The organism is Acetobacter pasteurianus (assembly GCF_009914215.2).
Lineage (GTDB): Bacteria > Pseudomonadota > Alphaproteobacteria > Acetobacterales > Acetobacteraceae > Acetobacter > Acetobacter pasteurianus.
This window is the reverse complement of sequence record NZ_CP039846.2, coordinates 2114845-2132529: the sequence shown is the minus strand read 5'-3', so window position 1 is coordinate 2132529 and position 17685 is coordinate 2114845. Positions and strand designations below refer to the sequence as shown.

General features: G+C 52.2%; 13 protein-coding genes. 2 read left to right on the top strand and 11 right to left on the bottom strand.

The window, feature by feature from the left end; all coding sequences use genetic code 11:
* Positions 1 to 49: 49 nt before the first annotated feature.
* A complete protein-coding gene (locus FCN51_RS23440) occupies positions 50 to 682 on the top strand; it encodes an NUDIX hydrolase (RefSeq protein ID WP_160257004.1) in 633 nt (210 codons plus the stop codon).
* A gap of 60 nt (positions 683 to 742) precedes the next feature.
* On the opposite strand, the gene hflX is transcribed toward FCN51_RS23440, so the two are convergent.
* The 9 genes from hflX to FCN51_RS23395 all read right to left on the bottom strand — a co-directional run bounded on the left by hflX (position 743) and on the right by FCN51_RS23395 (position 12009).
* The gene (hflX, locus tag FCN51_RS23435; protein ID WP_020944174.1) at positions 743 to 2089 is read right to left on the bottom strand and encodes a GTPase HflX; all 1347 of its coding nucleotides are present in this window, start codon (positions 2087 to 2089) and stop codon (positions 743 to 745) included.
* Positions 2043 to 2327 (bottom strand): RNA chaperone Hfq, encoded by a 285-nt coding sequence (gene hfq, locus FCN51_RS23430; RefSeq protein ID WP_003624011.1) that lies wholly within the window; start codon positions 2325 to 2327, stop codon positions 2043 to 2045. Before hfq ends, hflX begins: the two co-directional genes overlap by 47 nt.
* Positions 2328 to 2403: 76 nt before the next feature.
* The gene (gene ntrX, locus FCN51_RS23425) at positions 2404 to 3795 is read right to left on the bottom strand and encodes a nitrogen assimilation response regulator NtrX (protein ID WP_003624013.1); all 1392 of its coding nucleotides are present in this window, start codon (positions 3793 to 3795) and stop codon (positions 2404 to 2406) included.
* Entirely contained in the window at positions 3785 to 6049 is a 2265-nt protein-coding gene (locus FCN51_RS23420) for a sensor histidine kinase NtrY-like (RefSeq protein WP_020944175.1), read from the bottom strand. Before FCN51_RS23420 ends, ntrX begins: the two co-directional genes overlap by 11 nt.
* 9 nt (positions 6050 to 6058) lie before the next feature.
* Positions 6059 to 7501: a nitrogen regulation protein NR(I) gene (gene ntrC / locus FCN51_RS23415; RefSeq protein WP_003624017.1), complete on the bottom strand. Its 1443-nt coding sequence runs from the start codon at positions 7499 to 7501 to the stop codon at positions 6059 to 6061.
* A gap of 56 nt (positions 7502 to 7557) precedes the next feature.
* On the bottom strand, positions 7558 to 8667 hold the full coding sequence (locus tag FCN51_RS23410; protein WP_014457020.1) for a two-component system sensor histidine kinase NtrB: 1110 nt from the start codon (positions 8665 to 8667) through the stop codon (positions 7558 to 7560).
* Entirely contained in the window at positions 8664 to 9734 is a 1071-nt protein-coding gene (gene dusB, locus FCN51_RS23405; RefSeq protein ID WP_003624021.1) for a tRNA dihydrouridine synthase DusB, read from the bottom strand. Before dusB ends, FCN51_RS23410 begins: the two co-directional genes overlap by 4 nt.
* A gap of 84 nt (positions 9735 to 9818) precedes the next feature.
* Positions 9819 to 10973, bottom strand: a complete 1155-nt coding sequence (locus tag FCN51_RS23400) for a bifunctional 2-C-methyl-D-erythritol 4-phosphate cytidylyltransferase/2-C-methyl-D-erythritol 2,4-cyclodiphosphate synthase (protein ID WP_003629590.1) — start codon at positions 10971 to 10973, stop codon at positions 9819 to 9821.
* A 61-nt stretch (positions 10974 to 11034) separates the two neighbouring features.
* Positions 11035 to 12009, bottom strand: a complete 975-nt coding sequence (locus tag FCN51_RS23395) for a glycosyltransferase family 2 protein (RefSeq protein ID WP_014457022.1) — start codon at positions 12007 to 12009, stop codon at positions 11035 to 11037.
* 278 nt (positions 12010 to 12287) lie between these two features.
* Between FCN51_RS23395 and FCN51_RS23390 the strand changes: the two genes are divergently transcribed.
* Positions 12288 to 14114, top strand: a complete 1827-nt coding sequence (locus FCN51_RS23390) for a glycosyltransferase (protein WP_003624026.1) — start codon at positions 12288 to 12290, stop codon at positions 14112 to 14114.
* Between the two features lie 73 nt (positions 14115 to 14187).
* Here the strand turns inward: FCN51_RS23390 and FCN51_RS23385 are convergent, their stop codons facing one another.
* Both FCN51_RS23385 and glf read right to left on the bottom strand, forming a co-directional pair.
* Positions 14188 to 16362 carry a hypothetical protein gene (locus FCN51_RS23385; RefSeq protein ID WP_160257003.1) on the bottom strand — a complete coding sequence of 725 codons (2175 nt, stop codon included), beginning with the start codon at positions 16360 to 16362 and terminating at the stop codon, positions 14188 to 14190.
* 154 nt (positions 16363 to 16516) lie between these two features.
* Positions 16517 to 17668, bottom strand: a complete 1152-nt coding sequence (gene glf, locus FCN51_RS23380) for a UDP-galactopyranose mutase (RefSeq protein ID WP_160257002.1) — start codon at positions 17666 to 17668, stop codon at positions 16517 to 16519.
* Positions 17669 to 17685 lie beyond the last annotated feature (17 nt).

The window sequence follows — 17685 nt, the reverse complement described above, 5'->3', positions numbered from 1 at the left end:
CCAGTGCCTTCCCGTTTTTTATGAAACTTGGTTATAGAAGGACTACAGAATGTCGGAACCTGTTTGGCTGGTATGGGCCAGAGAAATTCAGGCCATTGCCCAGACAGGGCTTACCTATGTGCAAGACCCGTTCGATAAAGAACGCTATGAAATGCTGCGTAATTTGGCCGCACAAATGATGGCCGAAGGCAGCAATATCGATGTGCAGAAAATAGAAAACCTGTTTAGCCAGCAATCTGGTTACGCCACCCCCAAGCTGGAAGTGCGTGTTGGTGTTTTTGATGCGCAGAACCGCCTGCTGATGGTGCGCGAAGTGCTGGACAGCAACCGCTGGACCGTGCCCGGCGGCTGGACTGATGTGAACCTGACAGCATCTGAATGTGCAGCCAAAGAAGTATGGGAAGAAACTGGCTATACAGTGCAGATTACCAAACTGGCCATGGCGCTGGATCGGGCACGCCAAGGGCATATGCCACCAGAACCTTTTTCTATCACCAAGCTGTTCTTTCTGGGGGAAATAACTGGGGGTAAAGCAACCACCAGTATTGAAACAAGCGAGGTTGGTTTTTTTGCGCAGGAGAATATCCCGCAGGACATTTCAACCGGACGGATTACACTGCACGAAATAGCCCGGCTTTTTGCACATCATGCAAATCCGGAACTGCCTACAGATTTTGACTGAATAAGAAGTCTGACATCAGGATAGATATTCTCAAAATCCTGATGTCAGAGCTTTTCTTTTTTAAGCAATCATCGGTTGGATGTGGGAAAACTGGCGCTCAAACCGCGCGCGGTCTTCTGTTGAAAGACGAACAGTAATATCTGTCTGTTCATCCTTGTCTTCCCGCGCGACCACTTCACCGTGCTGGTAAAGCCAAGCTGAGGCTGCTCCGTCTGCCAGCGGCAAACAATAGCGTACCGTTTCCATCCCTTGGGTAATACGCGCATCAATACGCGCCAGAAGTGTTTCCAGCCCCTCCCCCGTAATGGCGGAAATGGCAATGGTATCTTCTGTTTGTGGAATAGCTTCAGGGCCACCCAGCAGATCAACCTTGTTCAGCACTTCAATGATGCGTTCCGGCCAATCCTGTTCCAGCATGTCATCCTTTGCCATGCCTTCCAGAACACCCAGCACATCTTTTTTCTGGGATGCGCTGTCTGGATGCGCCACATCGCGCACATGCAGAATAATGTCTGCCTCTGCCACTTCTTCCAACGTGGCACGGAAGGCTGCAATCAGTTCCGTTGGCAGATCACTGATAAATCCTACCGTGTCAGACAGAATAACTCTGCGGCCAGAGGGCAGATCAATCGCACGCATGGTGGGGTCTAGCGTCGCAAAAAGCTGGTCCTGCGCATATACGGTGGCACCAGTCAGCGCATTGAACAGTGTGGATTTACCTGCGTTGGTATAGCCCACCAAAGCCACCACCGGAAAAGGCACGCGCTTACGCGCCTGCCGGTGCAAGCCACGTGTGCGCCGCACCTGCTCCAGATCTTTTTTAAGCCGCACGATACGATCACCGATCATACGCCGGTCAGCTTCAATCTGGGTTTCACCGGGACCACCAAGAAAGCCAAAGCCACCGCGCTGGCGTTCAAGATGGGTCCACAACCGCACAAGGCGGGAACGCTGATATTCCAGATGCGCAAGTTCAACCTGCAAAGTGCCTTCTTTTGTGGCGGCACGGGCACCAAAAATATCCAGAATAAGGCCGGTACGATCTATCACCTTACAACCGCACTCTGTTTCCAGATTACGCTGCTGGGCTGGGCTGAGCTTTGCATCCACCACCACCACATCAACCTGATCTGCCTTAACGGCAATACGCAGGGAATCTACCTGCCCCTTGCCTAACAAAGTGGCGGAACGTCTGCTGCGCAGAAGCAATACATCCTTGCGCACAATAACCAGCCCAATAGAGGCTGTAAGCCCCACGGCTTCTTCCAACCGTGCTTCTGCGGCCCGCACATCCTGCCCATGGGCAGAACGCTCCCACGGCAGAATAACTGCCGCACGGGTTGCTACTTTCTTTTTCTTTTCAGAGAAACTCGTCGCCAAGAGAAAGGTCCCTGTCTGCCTGCGCATCGGCAGTGTTGGAATCGGAAATATTGACAGGAATGCTGGGCATTACCGTGCTGATGGCATGCTTGTAGATAAGCTGGGTTTGTTCATCACGCCGTAAAAGAACAACCTCATCATCAAACCATGTAATAAATCCCTGTAACTTAACGCCGTTCACCAGAAACACAGTAACAGCCGCGCGTGAGCGCCGGATCTGGTTCAGGAACGCATCCTGCACGTTATATGCACTCTCTTTTTCCACAGTGGAGGCCCTATTCCGTTCTCATTATTATATTTTAGCCGGACTGCCTGCCTAAAGCCTGCAACCTTGAAACATGTCAGCCCGCGCCTCGTTCCTCAGATGTTACACCAAGCTGCTTAAGTTTGCGATGCAAAGCACTGCGCTCCATGCCCACAAACAGCGCCGTGCGGCTAATATTGCCACCAAAACGCAAAAGCTGAGCTTGCAGATACTGGGTTTCAAACAGATCGCGGGCTTCTCGCAAAGGCAAGGCCATAACATCTGTTGAGGCATCAAACTTCAGCAATGCGGGTGCACTTTCGCCCACAGTAGAAGGTAGCATATCTGCCCGAATGGGTTCCTGGCTGCTACCAGGCTGCATAATCAGCACGCGTTCCATCAGGTTGCGCAGTTCACGCACATTGCCCGGCCAGTCATAGGCCTGAAGGGCTGCAACGGCATCGGGAGAAAGTTCACGCGTGGGCAAGCCAGCCATTTCTGCCGCCCGGCGCAAAAACATTGCAGCCAGACCGGGAATATCATCCCGCCTTTCTCGCAGCGCGGGCATACGCAGCGGCACAACTGCCAGCCGGTAATACAGATCTTCCCGGAAACGCCCGGCCATAATTTCGGCCTGCAGATCACGGTTGGTAGTGGCCAATACACGCACATCCACTTTAACGCGGGCATCACCACCCAAGCGTTCAAATGTCTGATCCTGCAAGGCTCTCACAATCTTGCCTTGTGTTTCCAGCGGCATGTCTGCCACTTCATCCAGCAGCAGCGTGCCACCATGCGCACGTTCCAGAACCCCTGTGCGACGGCCCACACCTTCCGTGCCGCCTTCAAGCCCGAACAGTTCTTCCTCAAAACGTCCCGGTGCCAGAGTGGCGCAGTTGAGCGCAACAAAGGGCCCATCTTCCCGCTTAGAGCGGGCATGAATCATACGGGCGGCAACTTCCTTGCCAGAACCCGGCCCTCCGCTAATCAGCACGCGGGAACCGGTAGGCGCAACTTTTTCTATCTGGTTTCTAACGGCGGCAATCTGGGCACTGTTTCCATACAGTTCCGTATCCTGCCCGGCCTTTATGCGCAGTTCTTCGTTCTCACGCGCCAGCCGCGAGGCCTCCAACGCGCGCCGCACAATAACCAGCAGACGGTCTGCCTGAAATGGCTTTTCTATAAAATCGTAAGCACCATGCTGGAGCGCTGCCACGGCTGTTTCAATTGTGCCGTGGCCAGAAATCATGACAACCGGAACAGAAGGTTCCTCGGCCTTCATGGCTTGCAGGATAGCCAAGCCATCCATGTCCGAACCCTGTAGCCAGACATCCAGAATAACCAGTGAGGGCCTACGCGCCCTAAAAGCAGCCAATGCCGTATCTGCACTGGCCGCCACGCGCGTTTCATAACCTTCATCACTCAGAATGCCTTCAATCAGCATTCTGATATCGGGTTCATCATCAACAATCAGGATTTCATGCGCCATGGTTGTCTTTCACCGACAAAATCAGAGTAGCCACAGTTCCTCTTTCTCCCGCTTTGTCTTCCAGACGCACTGTTCCACCATGATCTTCCATGATCTTTTTCACAATAGCCAAACCTAAACCAGTACCCTTGGCTTTGTGCGTCACATAAGGCTCCGTCAGACGATTTCTGTCATCCGATGGAAGCCCAACTCCGTTATCTGCCACTTCTATGGCGATATCTTCTGCCCCTTCTATAATCCGAACCGATACTTCACCCTTGGTTGCAGGTGCCTGATCTGTAGCTTCGCCTTGTCTGGCTGTCATGGCAATGGCATCCGCCGCATTCTGCAAAAGATTAATAAGTGCCTGACTTATCAATCTTCTATCACATCGTGCTTTGGGGCCTCTGTCTGGAATATCCAGATGATAGGCGATTTCCGGGTGTGCGTTTCTTTGCAGAACCAGCACCTCACGCACAATACGCGAAATATCCTCATCTTTCATGACAGGCTGCGGCATGCGTGCAAAGGCCGAAAACTCATCCACCATACGCCCGATATCCCCCACTTGCCGCACGATTGTATCTGCACATTGCGAAAATGTATCGGGATCGGAAGTAATTTCTTTTAGAAAACGCCGCTTTAGCCGTTCTGCTGCAAGCTGGATGGGGGTGAGTGGATTCTTGATTTCATGCGCAATACGCCGCGCCACATCGGCCCATGCGGCCTTACGTTGCGCCTGTTGCAGGGCCGTAATGTCATCAAATGTCATCACATACCCTTCAGTAATCGTACCGCGCAGCTCTGCCCCCAAACGCACCAGCAAGGTACGCTGGCTGGCCTGCTGGCCGATCTGAATTTCCCGCGTAAGCACGGCGTCTGGCGTTGTGCGCGCTTCCTGCAAGAATTCGGCAAACTCTGGCACACGTTGGGCCAACGGTTCACCAATGGCATCCATTAGATCGGTTTGTAGCAAAACACAGGCGGCGCGGTTTGGCAGTTCGATGTTCTGCTTCACATCCAGCCCGATCACACCGGCTGAAACACCAGAAAGCACGGCCTCCGTAAAGCGCCGACGCTCATTGATCTGCCCATATGCAGCCATCAGTTCCGAACGCTGGCTGGCCAGTTCTTCTGTCATGCGGTTAAAGGCGCGGGAAAGACTGGCGACTTCATCATCCCTGTCATTTTCAGGCACATGAACACCCAAATCCCCCTCACTCACCCGGCGTGCAGCTACACTCAGCAAACCCAGCGGACGGGCTATCTGGTTTGCCAATGCCAGCCCGATCAAGGCTGCGGCTGCAAGCACCAGCAACGCCACCAACGCAAAGATCATGACAAATGTCAGCTGGATCTTGGCGCGGTTGTTGCTCAGCCGCTTGTAATCCGACACCACCTTTTCCGTACGGTGCATATGCTCCAGAATGGTTGGATCAACCAGCCGGGTAATCACCAGCATAAGCGCTGGCGTTTGGGAAAGTTCCACCACAGCGCGCACTGTGCGTTCATCTGGAGAATCCAGAATAGCTACATCGTTGGAGCGCGCCATAACCGTGGCAGCGGGAGGAGGCAGCTCCTGCAAATATCCGGTGCGGCTCATCAACCCGCCAGCCGCCACAACTTTGTTGGTGATGGGATCATACACCAAGGCTTCTGTCAGCCCGCGCATGGTGGCCTGACTGTCCAGCATCTGCGCCAAGGCATCGTGATCCTGAAACAGATCCATGCCACTGGCTGCCAGTTCGTTCTGGGCGCTCATGATGTAATTGGCCATCGAGAACGCATCTGTGCGGATATTGGCGTTATGCTCCACCAGATAACCGCGAGAAGCCTGCAAGGCCTCATTCAGTGCGGTATTAACCCGGTCTGAAAACCAGATCTGAATTCCGTAATGGAAAAACAGCGTTGCAAACGCACCCACCACCAGTGTGGGGGCCACAGCCACAATACCAAACAGCGTGACCAGCCGCACATGCAACCGTGCCCCTGCCAGCCCTTTCCGATGCTCGCGCACCATGGGGCCGATACGAATAGCCAAGGCCACCACAAGCAGGGCCAGCACCATACCGTTTAAAAACAGGAGCAAGGGTTCGATCAGGGAATAATGCCCAAAGGACATTCCACCCGAAAGCACCACAAACGTGGCAAACCCCAAACACAAAGCCAATGCAGCAAGTGTAATGGCAACGGTTTTACGTTCCAGAGAACGCAAAAGCCAATGCAGGCGTGTGCGAGAAAGGAGGTGCCTGAGGGAGAACAGAAACTGCTTCATGCCTGAGGTTCAGACTACGCCACGAACGACAGGAATCTCAAGGTCTCGAATTTTTTTACGCAATGTATTTCGGTTCAGCCCGAGCATGGCAGCGGCTTTGATCTGGTTCCCCCGTGTTTCGGCCAATGTCATCTGGATAAGCGGTCGTTCAACTTCCGCAATAATCCGGGCGTGCAGATCATGCAGCGGCACGCCATCACGCCCTGCTTCCAGATAACGGGCGATATGGCGAGAGACAGATTCAGACAAAGGCTCCGCCGCCATCACGCTATTGGGAATCGGATCATGCGCCAAAGGCTCGGCCAGTTCCGCATCAATCACATCACCCGTAATGGTTTCCTGAGAATACAGGGCCACAATACGGCGGATAAGGTTTTCCAACTCGCGCACATTGCCCGGCCAGCGCCAAGCCTGAAGCCGTGTAATGGCACTTTCATCCAGAATTCTATACGTTCCACCTTCATCCCGACACTGGGAGAGAAAATGCCGCGCCAGTAGTGGAATATCTTCCAGCCTTTCCCGCAAGGGGGGCAGACGCAAGGGCACCACGTTCAGGCGGTAATAAAGATCTTCACGGAAAGTACCGGCCTGAATAGCCTGCCGCAAATCTCTATGCGTGGCGGCTATAATGCGCACATCTGCACGCAAGGGCGTTGTGCCCCCTACCGTGGTAAATTCACCTTCCTGCAAGACACGCAGCAAACGAGTTTGCGCTTCCTGCGGCATGTCTCCAATTTCATCTAAAAACAGCGTGCCGCCTGTAGCCTGCTCAAACCGCCCGGGCATACGGCCCTGTGTGCCCCCGCGTTCATACCCAAACAGTTCACTTTCAATCTGTTTGCGTGGAATAGCCGCCATATTAACGGCCACAAAAGGCCCGCTTCTGCGCCGCCCATACTCATGCAATGCGTGGGCTACCAGTTCCTTACCCGTGCCGCTCTCACCCGAAATCATCACTGTGAGATCAGACGTGGTCAGGCGAGCAATGCTACGGTAGATCCCCTGCATCACAACAGATTGCCCGATTAAAGGCAGGCGCTCTTCCGGCGGTTGATCTGCTGCTGGTTTTTCGGCTTCCTGCACTGGCGTTGTCAGCGCTCTTGCCACAACCGCCAGAAGTTCCTTCAAATCAAACGGTTTGGCCAGATATTCAAACGCACCCCGCTGCGTGGCTTTTACGGCTGTTGTCAGGGTTGATTGAGCACTCATGACAATAACGCGCAGATCGGGCCGAAATTGGCGAATGCGCGTTACCAGATCCAACCCACTGCCATCTGGCATGATTACATCCGTAATCACCAGATCGCCCTCACCTTCCTGCACCCATTGCCAGAGCGTGTTGACGGAAGGCGTGGTTTGCACCTGATAGCCTGCCCGACCCAATGCCTGCCCCAGCACAGTGCGAATAGAACGATCATCATCAGCAACAAGAATGGTGGGCAGCGGTGTCATAACGTCTCAAACCAGATAAAAAGCTGAAAAACAGAACTGTTGAACAAAGGGGCGCATCACCCCGAATGACTCATATGATCGACAATCGGCAGAAATAAGCTGATTTCTGTGCAGCCGGGGCGGCTTTCCACTTCGATAACGCCACCGTGGTCGTCCATCACCTTGCCAACCAAAGCCAGCCCCAACCCACTTCCGTTTACCTTTGTGGAAACAAATGGTTCAAACAGATGTGGGCGCACTGTTTCGGAAATACCTGGCCCCGTATCCCGCACAGTGACAACCAGCGGAAGATGCCGCCATTGCGCTGTGCCGGGCACAGCCACCCGAATACCAGGGCGATAGCTGGTAAGCAGCGTGATCTCCCCATCCTGACCCGTGTTGCGTATGGCCTCGGCCGCGTTTTTCACCAAGTTGAGCAACACCTGCACCAACCTGTCTCTATCCCCCCATACATGGGGCAAAGATGGATCATAACGCTCGACAATCTTGATACCCTTGGCAAAACCATTGCTGGCCAGCAGGCGCACATGCTCCAGTATTCTGTGAATATTGAGCGCCCGGAAATCGAGCTGCGCTTCACCAAACATGCCCATGCGGTCAACCAGAGCGTCAATCCGGTCAACTTCATCACAAATCAGGGTGGCTAGATCACGGTCTGCATCCGTTACGGCCTGCTCCAGCAACTGCGCGGCCCCTTTAATGCCAGATAAAGGATTGCGCACCTCATGCGCCAACATGGCCGCCAGCCCGGAAACACTGCGCGCCGCAGAACGATACGCAAGCTGCTGGTCCAACATACGGGCGGCAGAGGGTTCATGAAATGTCAGCAGAATGATGTCTGGATAATCTGGCACATCGGCAGCCTGAACGCTTACACCCTCATGATGAAAGCGCGGGGAACTGAACAACAGTTCATGCTCTGTCACACTCCCACCACGGGTGCGCACATGTTCAAGCAGCAGATAAACCGGGTGATCCTGAGCAACCACCTCTGCCAAGCCGCCGTGCCGCAACTGATGGCGAGACATGCCAAAAAACTCTTCCGCCGCCATATTGGCAGCAAGAATTGTATTTTGTGGCCCTATTTCCAAAACTGGAACGGGCAGACTGTCCAGAACAAGCGCCGCATCGGGCTGATTGGCCCCATGCGCTGCTTTTGGCTTCACGCCGCCTGAACCTGATCTTGCTGTTGCGCCATAGCGTGGCGAGAAACACGTGGTTCTCGCACGGCACCTGCCGCAATTTGCTGATCATAAAAATCAGCAATCATGGCAATGGCTTCTTCTGGCGTTTCTACCCGGTTAAACGCAGCCCGGAATGAGGCCGAGCCATGCAACCCAGCCGAATACCAAGACACGTGCTTACGTGCCAGACGCAGGCCCGGGCGCTGACCAAAGTGCTCCAACATCATATTATAATGTTCCAGCACAATGGCTTTTTCTTCCGGCAGTGCGGGGTCTGGAATTTCCTGCCCCGTGCGTAAAGCGTGTGCCACCTGTGCCAAAAACCACGGTCGCCCGTAACAGCCGCGCCCGATCATCACCCCATCTGCACCAGATTGGGCCAAGGCTTCCCGCGCATCTCCAACGGTAAGAATATCACCGTTTACGATAACGGGCAGATCTACCGCTTCCTTTACATTTTTTACAAAGGCCCAGTTGGCAGTGCCATTGTAAAACTGCTGGCGCGTACGGCCATGCACCGTAATCATGCGGATACCCACATCCTGTGCAATCCGGGCCAGCACAGGTGCGTTCAGGTGCTCATGGTCCCACCCCATGCGCATTTTAAGGGTAACCGGCACAGGCACAGCCTTTACCACCGCCGCCAACAAACGCTCGGCAGCACCTTCGTCCCGCATAAGGGCAGAACCGGCCATTTGGCCAACGGCCACTTTTTTAACAGGGCAGCCAAAGTTGATATCAATAAGATCTGCCCCACGGCCTACGGCAATACGTGCGGCCTCTGCCATGGCATCCGGGTCACACCCGGCAAGCTGCACGGCATTGGGGCCGCCAGCATCCGCCACCTCTGCCATACGCAGGGTGGTATCGTTTTCACGCACCATCGCCCAGGAGGCGATCATTTCAGAAACAACAAGGCCAGCCCCCAACTTACGTGCCAGACGCCGGAACGGCAGATCTGTTACGCCAGACATGGGGGCCAGAATGACGGGGGTATCCAAAACAATACCGCCCAGATTAATGGGACGCAGGGTGGGTTGCGTATGCACTGTTATTTCCGTTTGCCTATGATTTAGGCAGAAATACAGCCACCTTGCGCCTTACGCAACATAAGAAACTGTAATGGCGCCCGCTTATGGCACCAGAACAGAAACTGTGGCCGTGCAGGCAATACCTTCTTCACGCCCGGTGAAGCCCAGACGTTCGGATGTTGTGGCCTTAACGGAAATCCGATCTACATCCACTTCCAGCAAATCTGCCAGACGCTTGCGCATGGCTTCGGAATGGGGGCCAATTTTGGGGCGCTCACAAATAAGGGTGAGATCAGCATTCACCAGCATGCCGCCACGTTCACGGATACGCTGGCCTGCATGCACCAGAAAGCGGGCGCTATCTGCGTTTTTCCACTCATTCTGGCTGGGGGGGAAGTGGCGGCCAATATCGCCCTCAGCCAACGCACCATAAATGGCATCGCACAGCGCATGAATGCCCACATCAGCATCGGAATGCCCCGCCAGCCCTTTGGTATGTGGCACCGTAATGCCGCACAGGATGAGCGGACGCCCTTCCTCAAACGCATGTACATCGTAACCCAGCCCTACGCGCGGCAGAAGCGTGGGGCCGATCAGTCGTTCCAGACGCACCAGATCACCCTCATATGTCAGCTTGATATTGTCTTCATCGCCAGCCACCAAAGCTACGCTGAACCCCGCATCTTCCAGCAGTTTGGCATCATCCGTTGCACTTACGGATGCCGCTCCACGGTGGAGATCTAAAAACAGGCCAAAGCGAAAACCCTGTGGGGTTTGGGCACGATAAAGATGATCCCGCGGCACGGTGCCATCAATCACACCATCTTTTTCCCGCTTGAGCGTATCCGCCACCGGCACCGCCGGAATAGCACCCGGATGCTGCTCCAGCGCAGAAACCACATTGCTGATCACCTGCGCTGTCACATATGGGCGAGCGCCATCATGCACCAGCACGATATCCGGCTTTTCAGCTTCTGGCAGCTTGTCCAGCGCTTCCAACCCAGCCCGCACGCTGGCCTGCCGGGTTTCACCCCCAGCAACTGGCGGCAGAATCTTCAGCCCTTCCAGCGCCTCGTTCAAGGATGCAGGGTCTCCGACCGGCTGAATAGAGGTGACATGAGGCAATAAGGCTTGCGCTGCATGACGGATTACGGGTTGTCCAGCCAGCAGCACGTACTGCTTGGGAATGGAAGAACCCGTGGTGGCGGCATAACGACTGCCCGTACCGGCAGCCAAAAGAATGGCGGCTACTCGCATGCACGAAGCAATGCGGCGGGTAGCCTTGTCCGTCAAGCCTCAAAATAGGCAGAGCACGGCTTTATGCTTCAGGCGTGCGCTCTTTTTCCTGCGCGGGGCGATAGGCTTCCACCAGATAAAGCGGGCGTTTTTTGGTTTCATTAAAAATACGACCGACATATTCGCCTATCAGGCCGACTGTCATAAGCTGAATACCGCCTAAAAATAGGATAACCGCCATAAGGCTGGGGTAACCTGCCACCCGGTTGCCAAATAACAAGGTGCACCCAACAATCCAGATACCGTAGCACACAGCCAGTATGGAAATACCAAGCCCCATATATGTACTTAACTGAAGCGGCAGCACTGAAAACGAAGTAATGCCTTCCAGCGCAAAGTTCCACAAAGACCAGTAATTGAAACTGCTCTTTCCCGCAGAACGTGGGGCGCGATCATACAGAACAGCGCGGGATGGAAAACCAACCCAGGCAAACAACCCCTTCATAAATCTGTGGCGTTCACGCAGCAGCAACAGGCTGTCCACCAGCCTACGGCTCATCAAACGGAAATCCCCAGTATCTGGTGGAATAACCACTTTGTTGCCCAGCCGCTTCATAACTCGGTAGAACATCCATGCTGTCAGCCGTTTGGGAATACTCTCCCCTTCCCGCGTGTTGCGGCGGGCGTAAACGGTATCAACATCATCTGTCCAAGCGGCAACCAGATCAGCAATAACTTCTGGTGGGTCCTGCAAATCGGCATCAATCACGATAATGCCGCGCGTACCCCGCGCATGATCCAACCCTGCTGTTAAAGCAATTTCCTTACCAAAATTGCGGGAGAGATTAACAACACTGACGCGCCCATCCTGCTCTGCCAAAGCATACATGCCCGCCAGCGTTTGATCCCGCGAGCCATCGTTGACGTAAACAACCTCCCACGGCGCACCAATACCTTCCATAACGGCAGATAACCGCTGGTGAAAAATTGGCAGAACTTCCTGTTCATTATAACAGGGCACAACCACGCTAAACGCTGGCGAAAAACCAGATGGCAAATTTTTTCCCTCTCATTCAGCATAGAACAAGACTATCTCAACCCAGCAAGTCATCAGGTTTTGAAGCTTGCCTTAAGTGCCCAGTTTATACAGATACCAAAGCACAAAAAGCTTAAATATAAGTGCGACACATTTTGCCTGAAGCCTGTTGTCAAATTCGCAACACGGTGCAGGAAATTCCTTCCCACGCGGCATTCTCGGGTTTGCATCCCGCTTGCGGGAAACTAAAAGAGCCCCTTATGGCGCTTTATATCTTCTTTCAGGGATAATATTACCTCATGGCCACGCAAGAAATATTAAAAGAAAATGTAAAAGGTGCACCAATGGTGCTCCAGAACATTATTTTCCCGGCTCTTCAGTCCGTTATCCCGGAAGAACTGTATTTTCGGGCTCTGAATGAAAAGGTTGAGCTTTTTCGTGCTGCGCCAGAAACACTTTCATTTCATGCAGGCGGGCGGGCCGCCTTTGATACATATTTTAATGGCATTACCGTTGAACGGTGGCGTGAACTTTGCGCCATTGAGAACCTGAACCTGACGCTGGAAGGCAACGGCAAATTTATTGTCCGCTTTGGGCTGCATCAGCTCGCCCTTCCCCATCGCTGGCTGTTTGAACAAACAGTAGAGCTCAAAGAAGGCACGCCCGTTTCTCTGGATCTGCCATTCTGGGCTGGGCTGGAACGTGGCCTACTTTATATGTGGGTAGAAGCGCTGGAAGACGGTTATCTGCGCGGCGGTAATGTTTCCACCACCCAGCGACCTGTGCGTGATGCGCGCATGGCTATTGTTATCACACACTTTAACCGCAAGCCGCACCTGCTTCCTGCCCTGCAAAAGCTTGAAGCCGGCCTGAACAGTGCACCGCAATGGAAAGACCGGGTGCAGGTTATTGTGGTGGATAACTCCCAAAACGTCACCCCGGATGAAGCAGGGAGCGCGCTGGTTATACCCAACCGTAATCTGGGTGGTGCGGGTGGCTTTACCCGCGGCTTGCTTTACGCAAAAGACCACGGCTTTACGCACTGCCTGTTTATGGATGACGATGCCAGTTGTGACTTTGAGGCCGTTTGCCGCGCCTACATGCTGCTGAGCTACAGCACGGAAGATCGTGCCGCCATTGTAGGCAGCCAGCTGCGTGAAACTGTGCCGTGGCAGCTGCACGAAGCCGGTGCGCGTTTTGTAAAAGGCCGGTGGATTGCCCGTAAGCACATGCTGGACATGCGCAACGTCCACCACCTTCTACTTGCAGAAATGGATGATTCTGCTGCCAACTATGGTGGCTGGTGGTTCTTTGCCTTCCCCATTTCTGCCGTACGCCACTTCCCCTACCCCTTCTTTGTGCGTGGGGATGATGCGGAATTCTCGCTCCAGAACAAGTTCCCGCTGGTGACGATGAACGGCATCTGCTCCATGGCAGAGGATTTCAGCGTCAAGGAAAGCCCAATGACGCGGTATCTGGGCCTACGCGCCACCATGGTACTCATGATGCTGAACGGAGAAGAAAAATCCAAACCCTATCTGGATGTCTTTCTGGTCTGGTTCCGTGGCGTTCTGTTCTCCTACAATTACGCCAGCGCCAAAGCCCTGATCTTGGCGATGAAGCATGTGATGGAAGGACCAGAGTTCTTTGTGCGCAACATGGATATGGCCAATGTGCGCGCACAAATTGGTGCCCTGACACCCAGTGAAAAAATGGTGCCTTATGATCTGAAAGATATCGAGGTTCTGCACCATCATCATCATGATGGGCGTATCCGCCGTTTGGCACGGCTTGTCACCCTAAACGGTACACTTCTACCAGCCGTATTGATGCGTGATGATGTGCGCTTCCAGTTCAAAGACTTTAATGCGGCATTCCGCGATATCTTCCGTTTCAAACACGTACTTTACTATCACGAAGCCACACGCACGGGTTACGTAGCCACCCAGAACAGAAAGCTGTTTTTTGAACTGTGGAAAGAAGGCCTGGCACTTTGTGCAAAATTTGCACGCGCCATGCCCGCCCTACAGCAAGCCTATGTAAAGGCGCTGCCAAATATGACAACCGAAGACTTCTGGCGCCATGTTTATAAAAATGAACTGACAACAGAAAAAGAAAATAGCTGAATTTACCAACGTATTTTTCTTGATCTGATGTAACAAAAAAGCCCGGCAAAAATATTGCCGGGCTTTTTTAGTATCAGCGCATTTGCAGAATAAGCTGTAATTTTCGTTCTCGGCTCAACTGCCACAAAAATATAACCAGCCCCAACATTCCCACCAGCAAGCACCCCAAAGCCAGCGGCCATGTGTGCGGGAAGTAGGAAACCGTCAACTTACCAGCACATCCTGCTGGCACATTAACCTGCACCAAAACATCCTGAAAACTGCTTACATTGACTTTGCAATTCAAACCACGTGCCGTGTAACCTGGCCACCATTGGCGGGACAAAACCATCTGCACCGGCGCTGTATGCGCTGGCACAGAAAACGTCATGCTATTTGCCGTCTCACGCTCCACTTTTACGCCTGTCTGTGTGGAATACGCCAGATTGGATGGATAGGCTTTAGGCGTAGAAAGATACAGCATGCCAGACTGTGCTGTAGCCACTTTATGATACCCACAAGCCAACAAATCATGATGATATTTCTGATAAGTATCGGAAGATACCACCATGCTGCTTACGGCAAAAAGATCAAACAAGCAGGGGTTACCGGGCAACATAACTGCAGATGCCAATTTGGGAATAATATCATCCGGTTTGAAAATGGTATGAGACGTATCATGCGTTAAAATGGCATCGGTATAATCCTGCCCATTGGGAGAATAGCCATTGATTGCACGGATATTGTAATACCCAAACAAGCTGGATTGCAGATCTGCTGCTTCCTTCGGATGCTCCCTGCCCCACGGTACAAATGAGAGAAGATTACCCTGCATGTTCACTGCGGCTGGCACAGAAACATGAGCAGGCAGCACATTCACCGGCAGATAAATTCTGCCCAAAGAAGGCATGCTGGCAAGCATCAGTAACAAAGAGAATGCTGGAATGGCCGCAGGAATAATAAGCCCAATGTCTTTACCGCTTACTTTCTTGCTTCTGGCATACAAAAACCACACAGCCACCAGTGCAATGCTTGTTAAAAGCTCCAACGCAACAACTTTGGGCCGTTCAAATACGTTTTTGGAAGCCGAAACAAAAAATAGCAAAGCGGTGATTCCAAAAAACACATTCCGCCTAAAAGAGCTTTCAACAACATCCCTTTTTGAAAAAACATAGAATGTTGTAATTGCCGCAAAAACAGAAACATACGGCACAAAGCGCAAAGGCCAGCGCAAAATACCCATTTGCGAGGGCATAAGAGCCAAAGCCGTTGTCATACCTAAAATAACCAAACAAGCCGTCAGCACACGATCACGCACAGAAGTACGGAAGAAAATTGCAACTGGCAATGCAAACAGCGTGGAAAACCCGACAGGTATAAAAACAGACTTATACCCACCAAAATAATTCATGAATTCATAATAGGTCGGAGAAAATGTCACCAATAGTTGGGAAAGGCTTGGCACCATAAAGTTATCTGCATTTTCCCACCCTGTTGCGCGGTTAAGCAGCGGATGCAGAAACACGTATTCTGAATACACAGGAATGGCGGCTATGCCTGCCAACAATAAGGGCACGCAACGCCGGAATACAGCTTTTAAGGGGTCTCCATACGCCAGATCCACACAGCTAAACCCTGCCACAACAGCCAGATAACCAATAAACCCGTGCGGCCAGCCTGAAGCCAAAAGCACAAGCGTTGTGGCGAAATTAGCTATAACGGCCCCTGCTGTTATACGCTGGCGCAGTTGGCAATATGTGGCAATGGCCAGCAAAGACCATGCATGCCCATTAGCTGCGTTCCACCACGGCCCTGCATATTGGTATAAAAACACGGGGTTGATTGCGATGGAAAACCCAAGCAACAAAGAAATATCGCGCGACATTTCCAGGCTACGCCCAATTATGTAGCCAGATATGCAGCAGATAAAAACGTTGCACAAAGCATAGAACCAGCCCGTAACAAGCGGGTTGGCTATCAGGCACGTTACCAAGGATGCCAGAATATTCTGCGGCGCAAAAATACCACGCTGCAGTTCAACCATTGCGTTATCACCAATAAAGATATTCTTGGTGATGAACGGGATTTCTCCAGATAGCCATGTCTGCCCATACTGGCGCAGAAAACCCAGATACTCGTTCTGGGAATCATCTATGGTGAAAAAGGATGGAAAGCGAACTTCGCATATCCCCACCACAAAGCACGACACCAGCAAAGCGTAAAAAACGGCTAAAAAACCGTTCTTAACGAAACTATTGTTTCTTGACATATCAGACCAAAAAAAATGGAATACCTTTCTCTTTTTCAACAGAAAGCACCAAATTTATCAATAAAAACTGAATAAATTTTGCGAAAGCACATAAAAAAACACCCACACAAATATATTGCATGGGCGTTTCATAAAATATTACAGAAAATTACTATCAGGCAGGATCAACAAAAAACGCCGGAAGTGAAAGTTCTGAAGCCTGCATTGCCGTATCGATTACATCACACGCAGCCAGAGCTTCCTTGATGGTCACATCCATATCCAGATAACGATACGTGCCCAAACGCCCCATAAAGGACACGCCTTTTTCTGCACGTGCCAGCTCGATATAGCTTTCGAGCATCTTCTTTTCGTTCACCAGACGGATGGGGTAGTAGGGAATATCGTTTTCACCTGCCAGGCGGCTGTATTCACGGAAACAAACAGTTTTGGAGAACTTGTCCTGCTCCCATGGGGCAAAGTGCTTGTGTTCAGAAATACGCGTGTAAGGCACTTCTTCATTGCAATAGTTGATAACGGCTGTGCCCTGATGATCACCATCATCTACAAAGCGTTCAAAATCCAACGTCCTGTAACCCAAGCGGCCCAGACGGAAACCAAAATACCGATCAATCGGACCGGTATAGAATACGTGCTGAAAATCTTCTTCCAGGCTTTCAAAAGAACAGCCCAACCGTACATCAATACCCTCAACGTTCAGGATATTCTGCACAATGGCCGTATAACCTTCTTCAGGCATCCCCTGATACGGATGATTGAAGTAGTTATCATCATAATTGAAGCGCAAAGGCAGGCGCTTGAGAATGGATGCGGGAAGCTGCGTAGGCTCCAGCCCCCACTGCTTGCGCGTATATCCATAAAAGAACGCCCGATACAGTTCCGGGCCAATCATGCTCAGTGCCTGTTCTTCAAAGGACTGAGGGTTGGTAATGCTTTTATCTGCCTTACTTTCAATAAAAGCACGTGCTTCCTTCGGCCCCATTGTTGTGCCGAAAAACTGGTTAATGGTCAGCAGGTTAACGGGCAGCGTGTAAACGTGCTCGTTAGAAATGGCCTTCACGCGGTTTACATAAGGCTTGAACGTGCCAAATTTTTGCACATAGGCCCATGTCCGCTCATCTGCAGTATGGAAAATATGGGGCCCATATTTGTGCACCATAACGCCGGTTTCGGTATCGCGCTCAGTATAACAGTTCCCACCAATATGGGAGCGTTCATCCACAACCACCACTTTATGACCACGCTCTGCCAAATGGCGCGCAATAACGGCACCACTAAATCCAGCACCCACAACACAGAAGGTCATACGTTTTACAGCCTTTT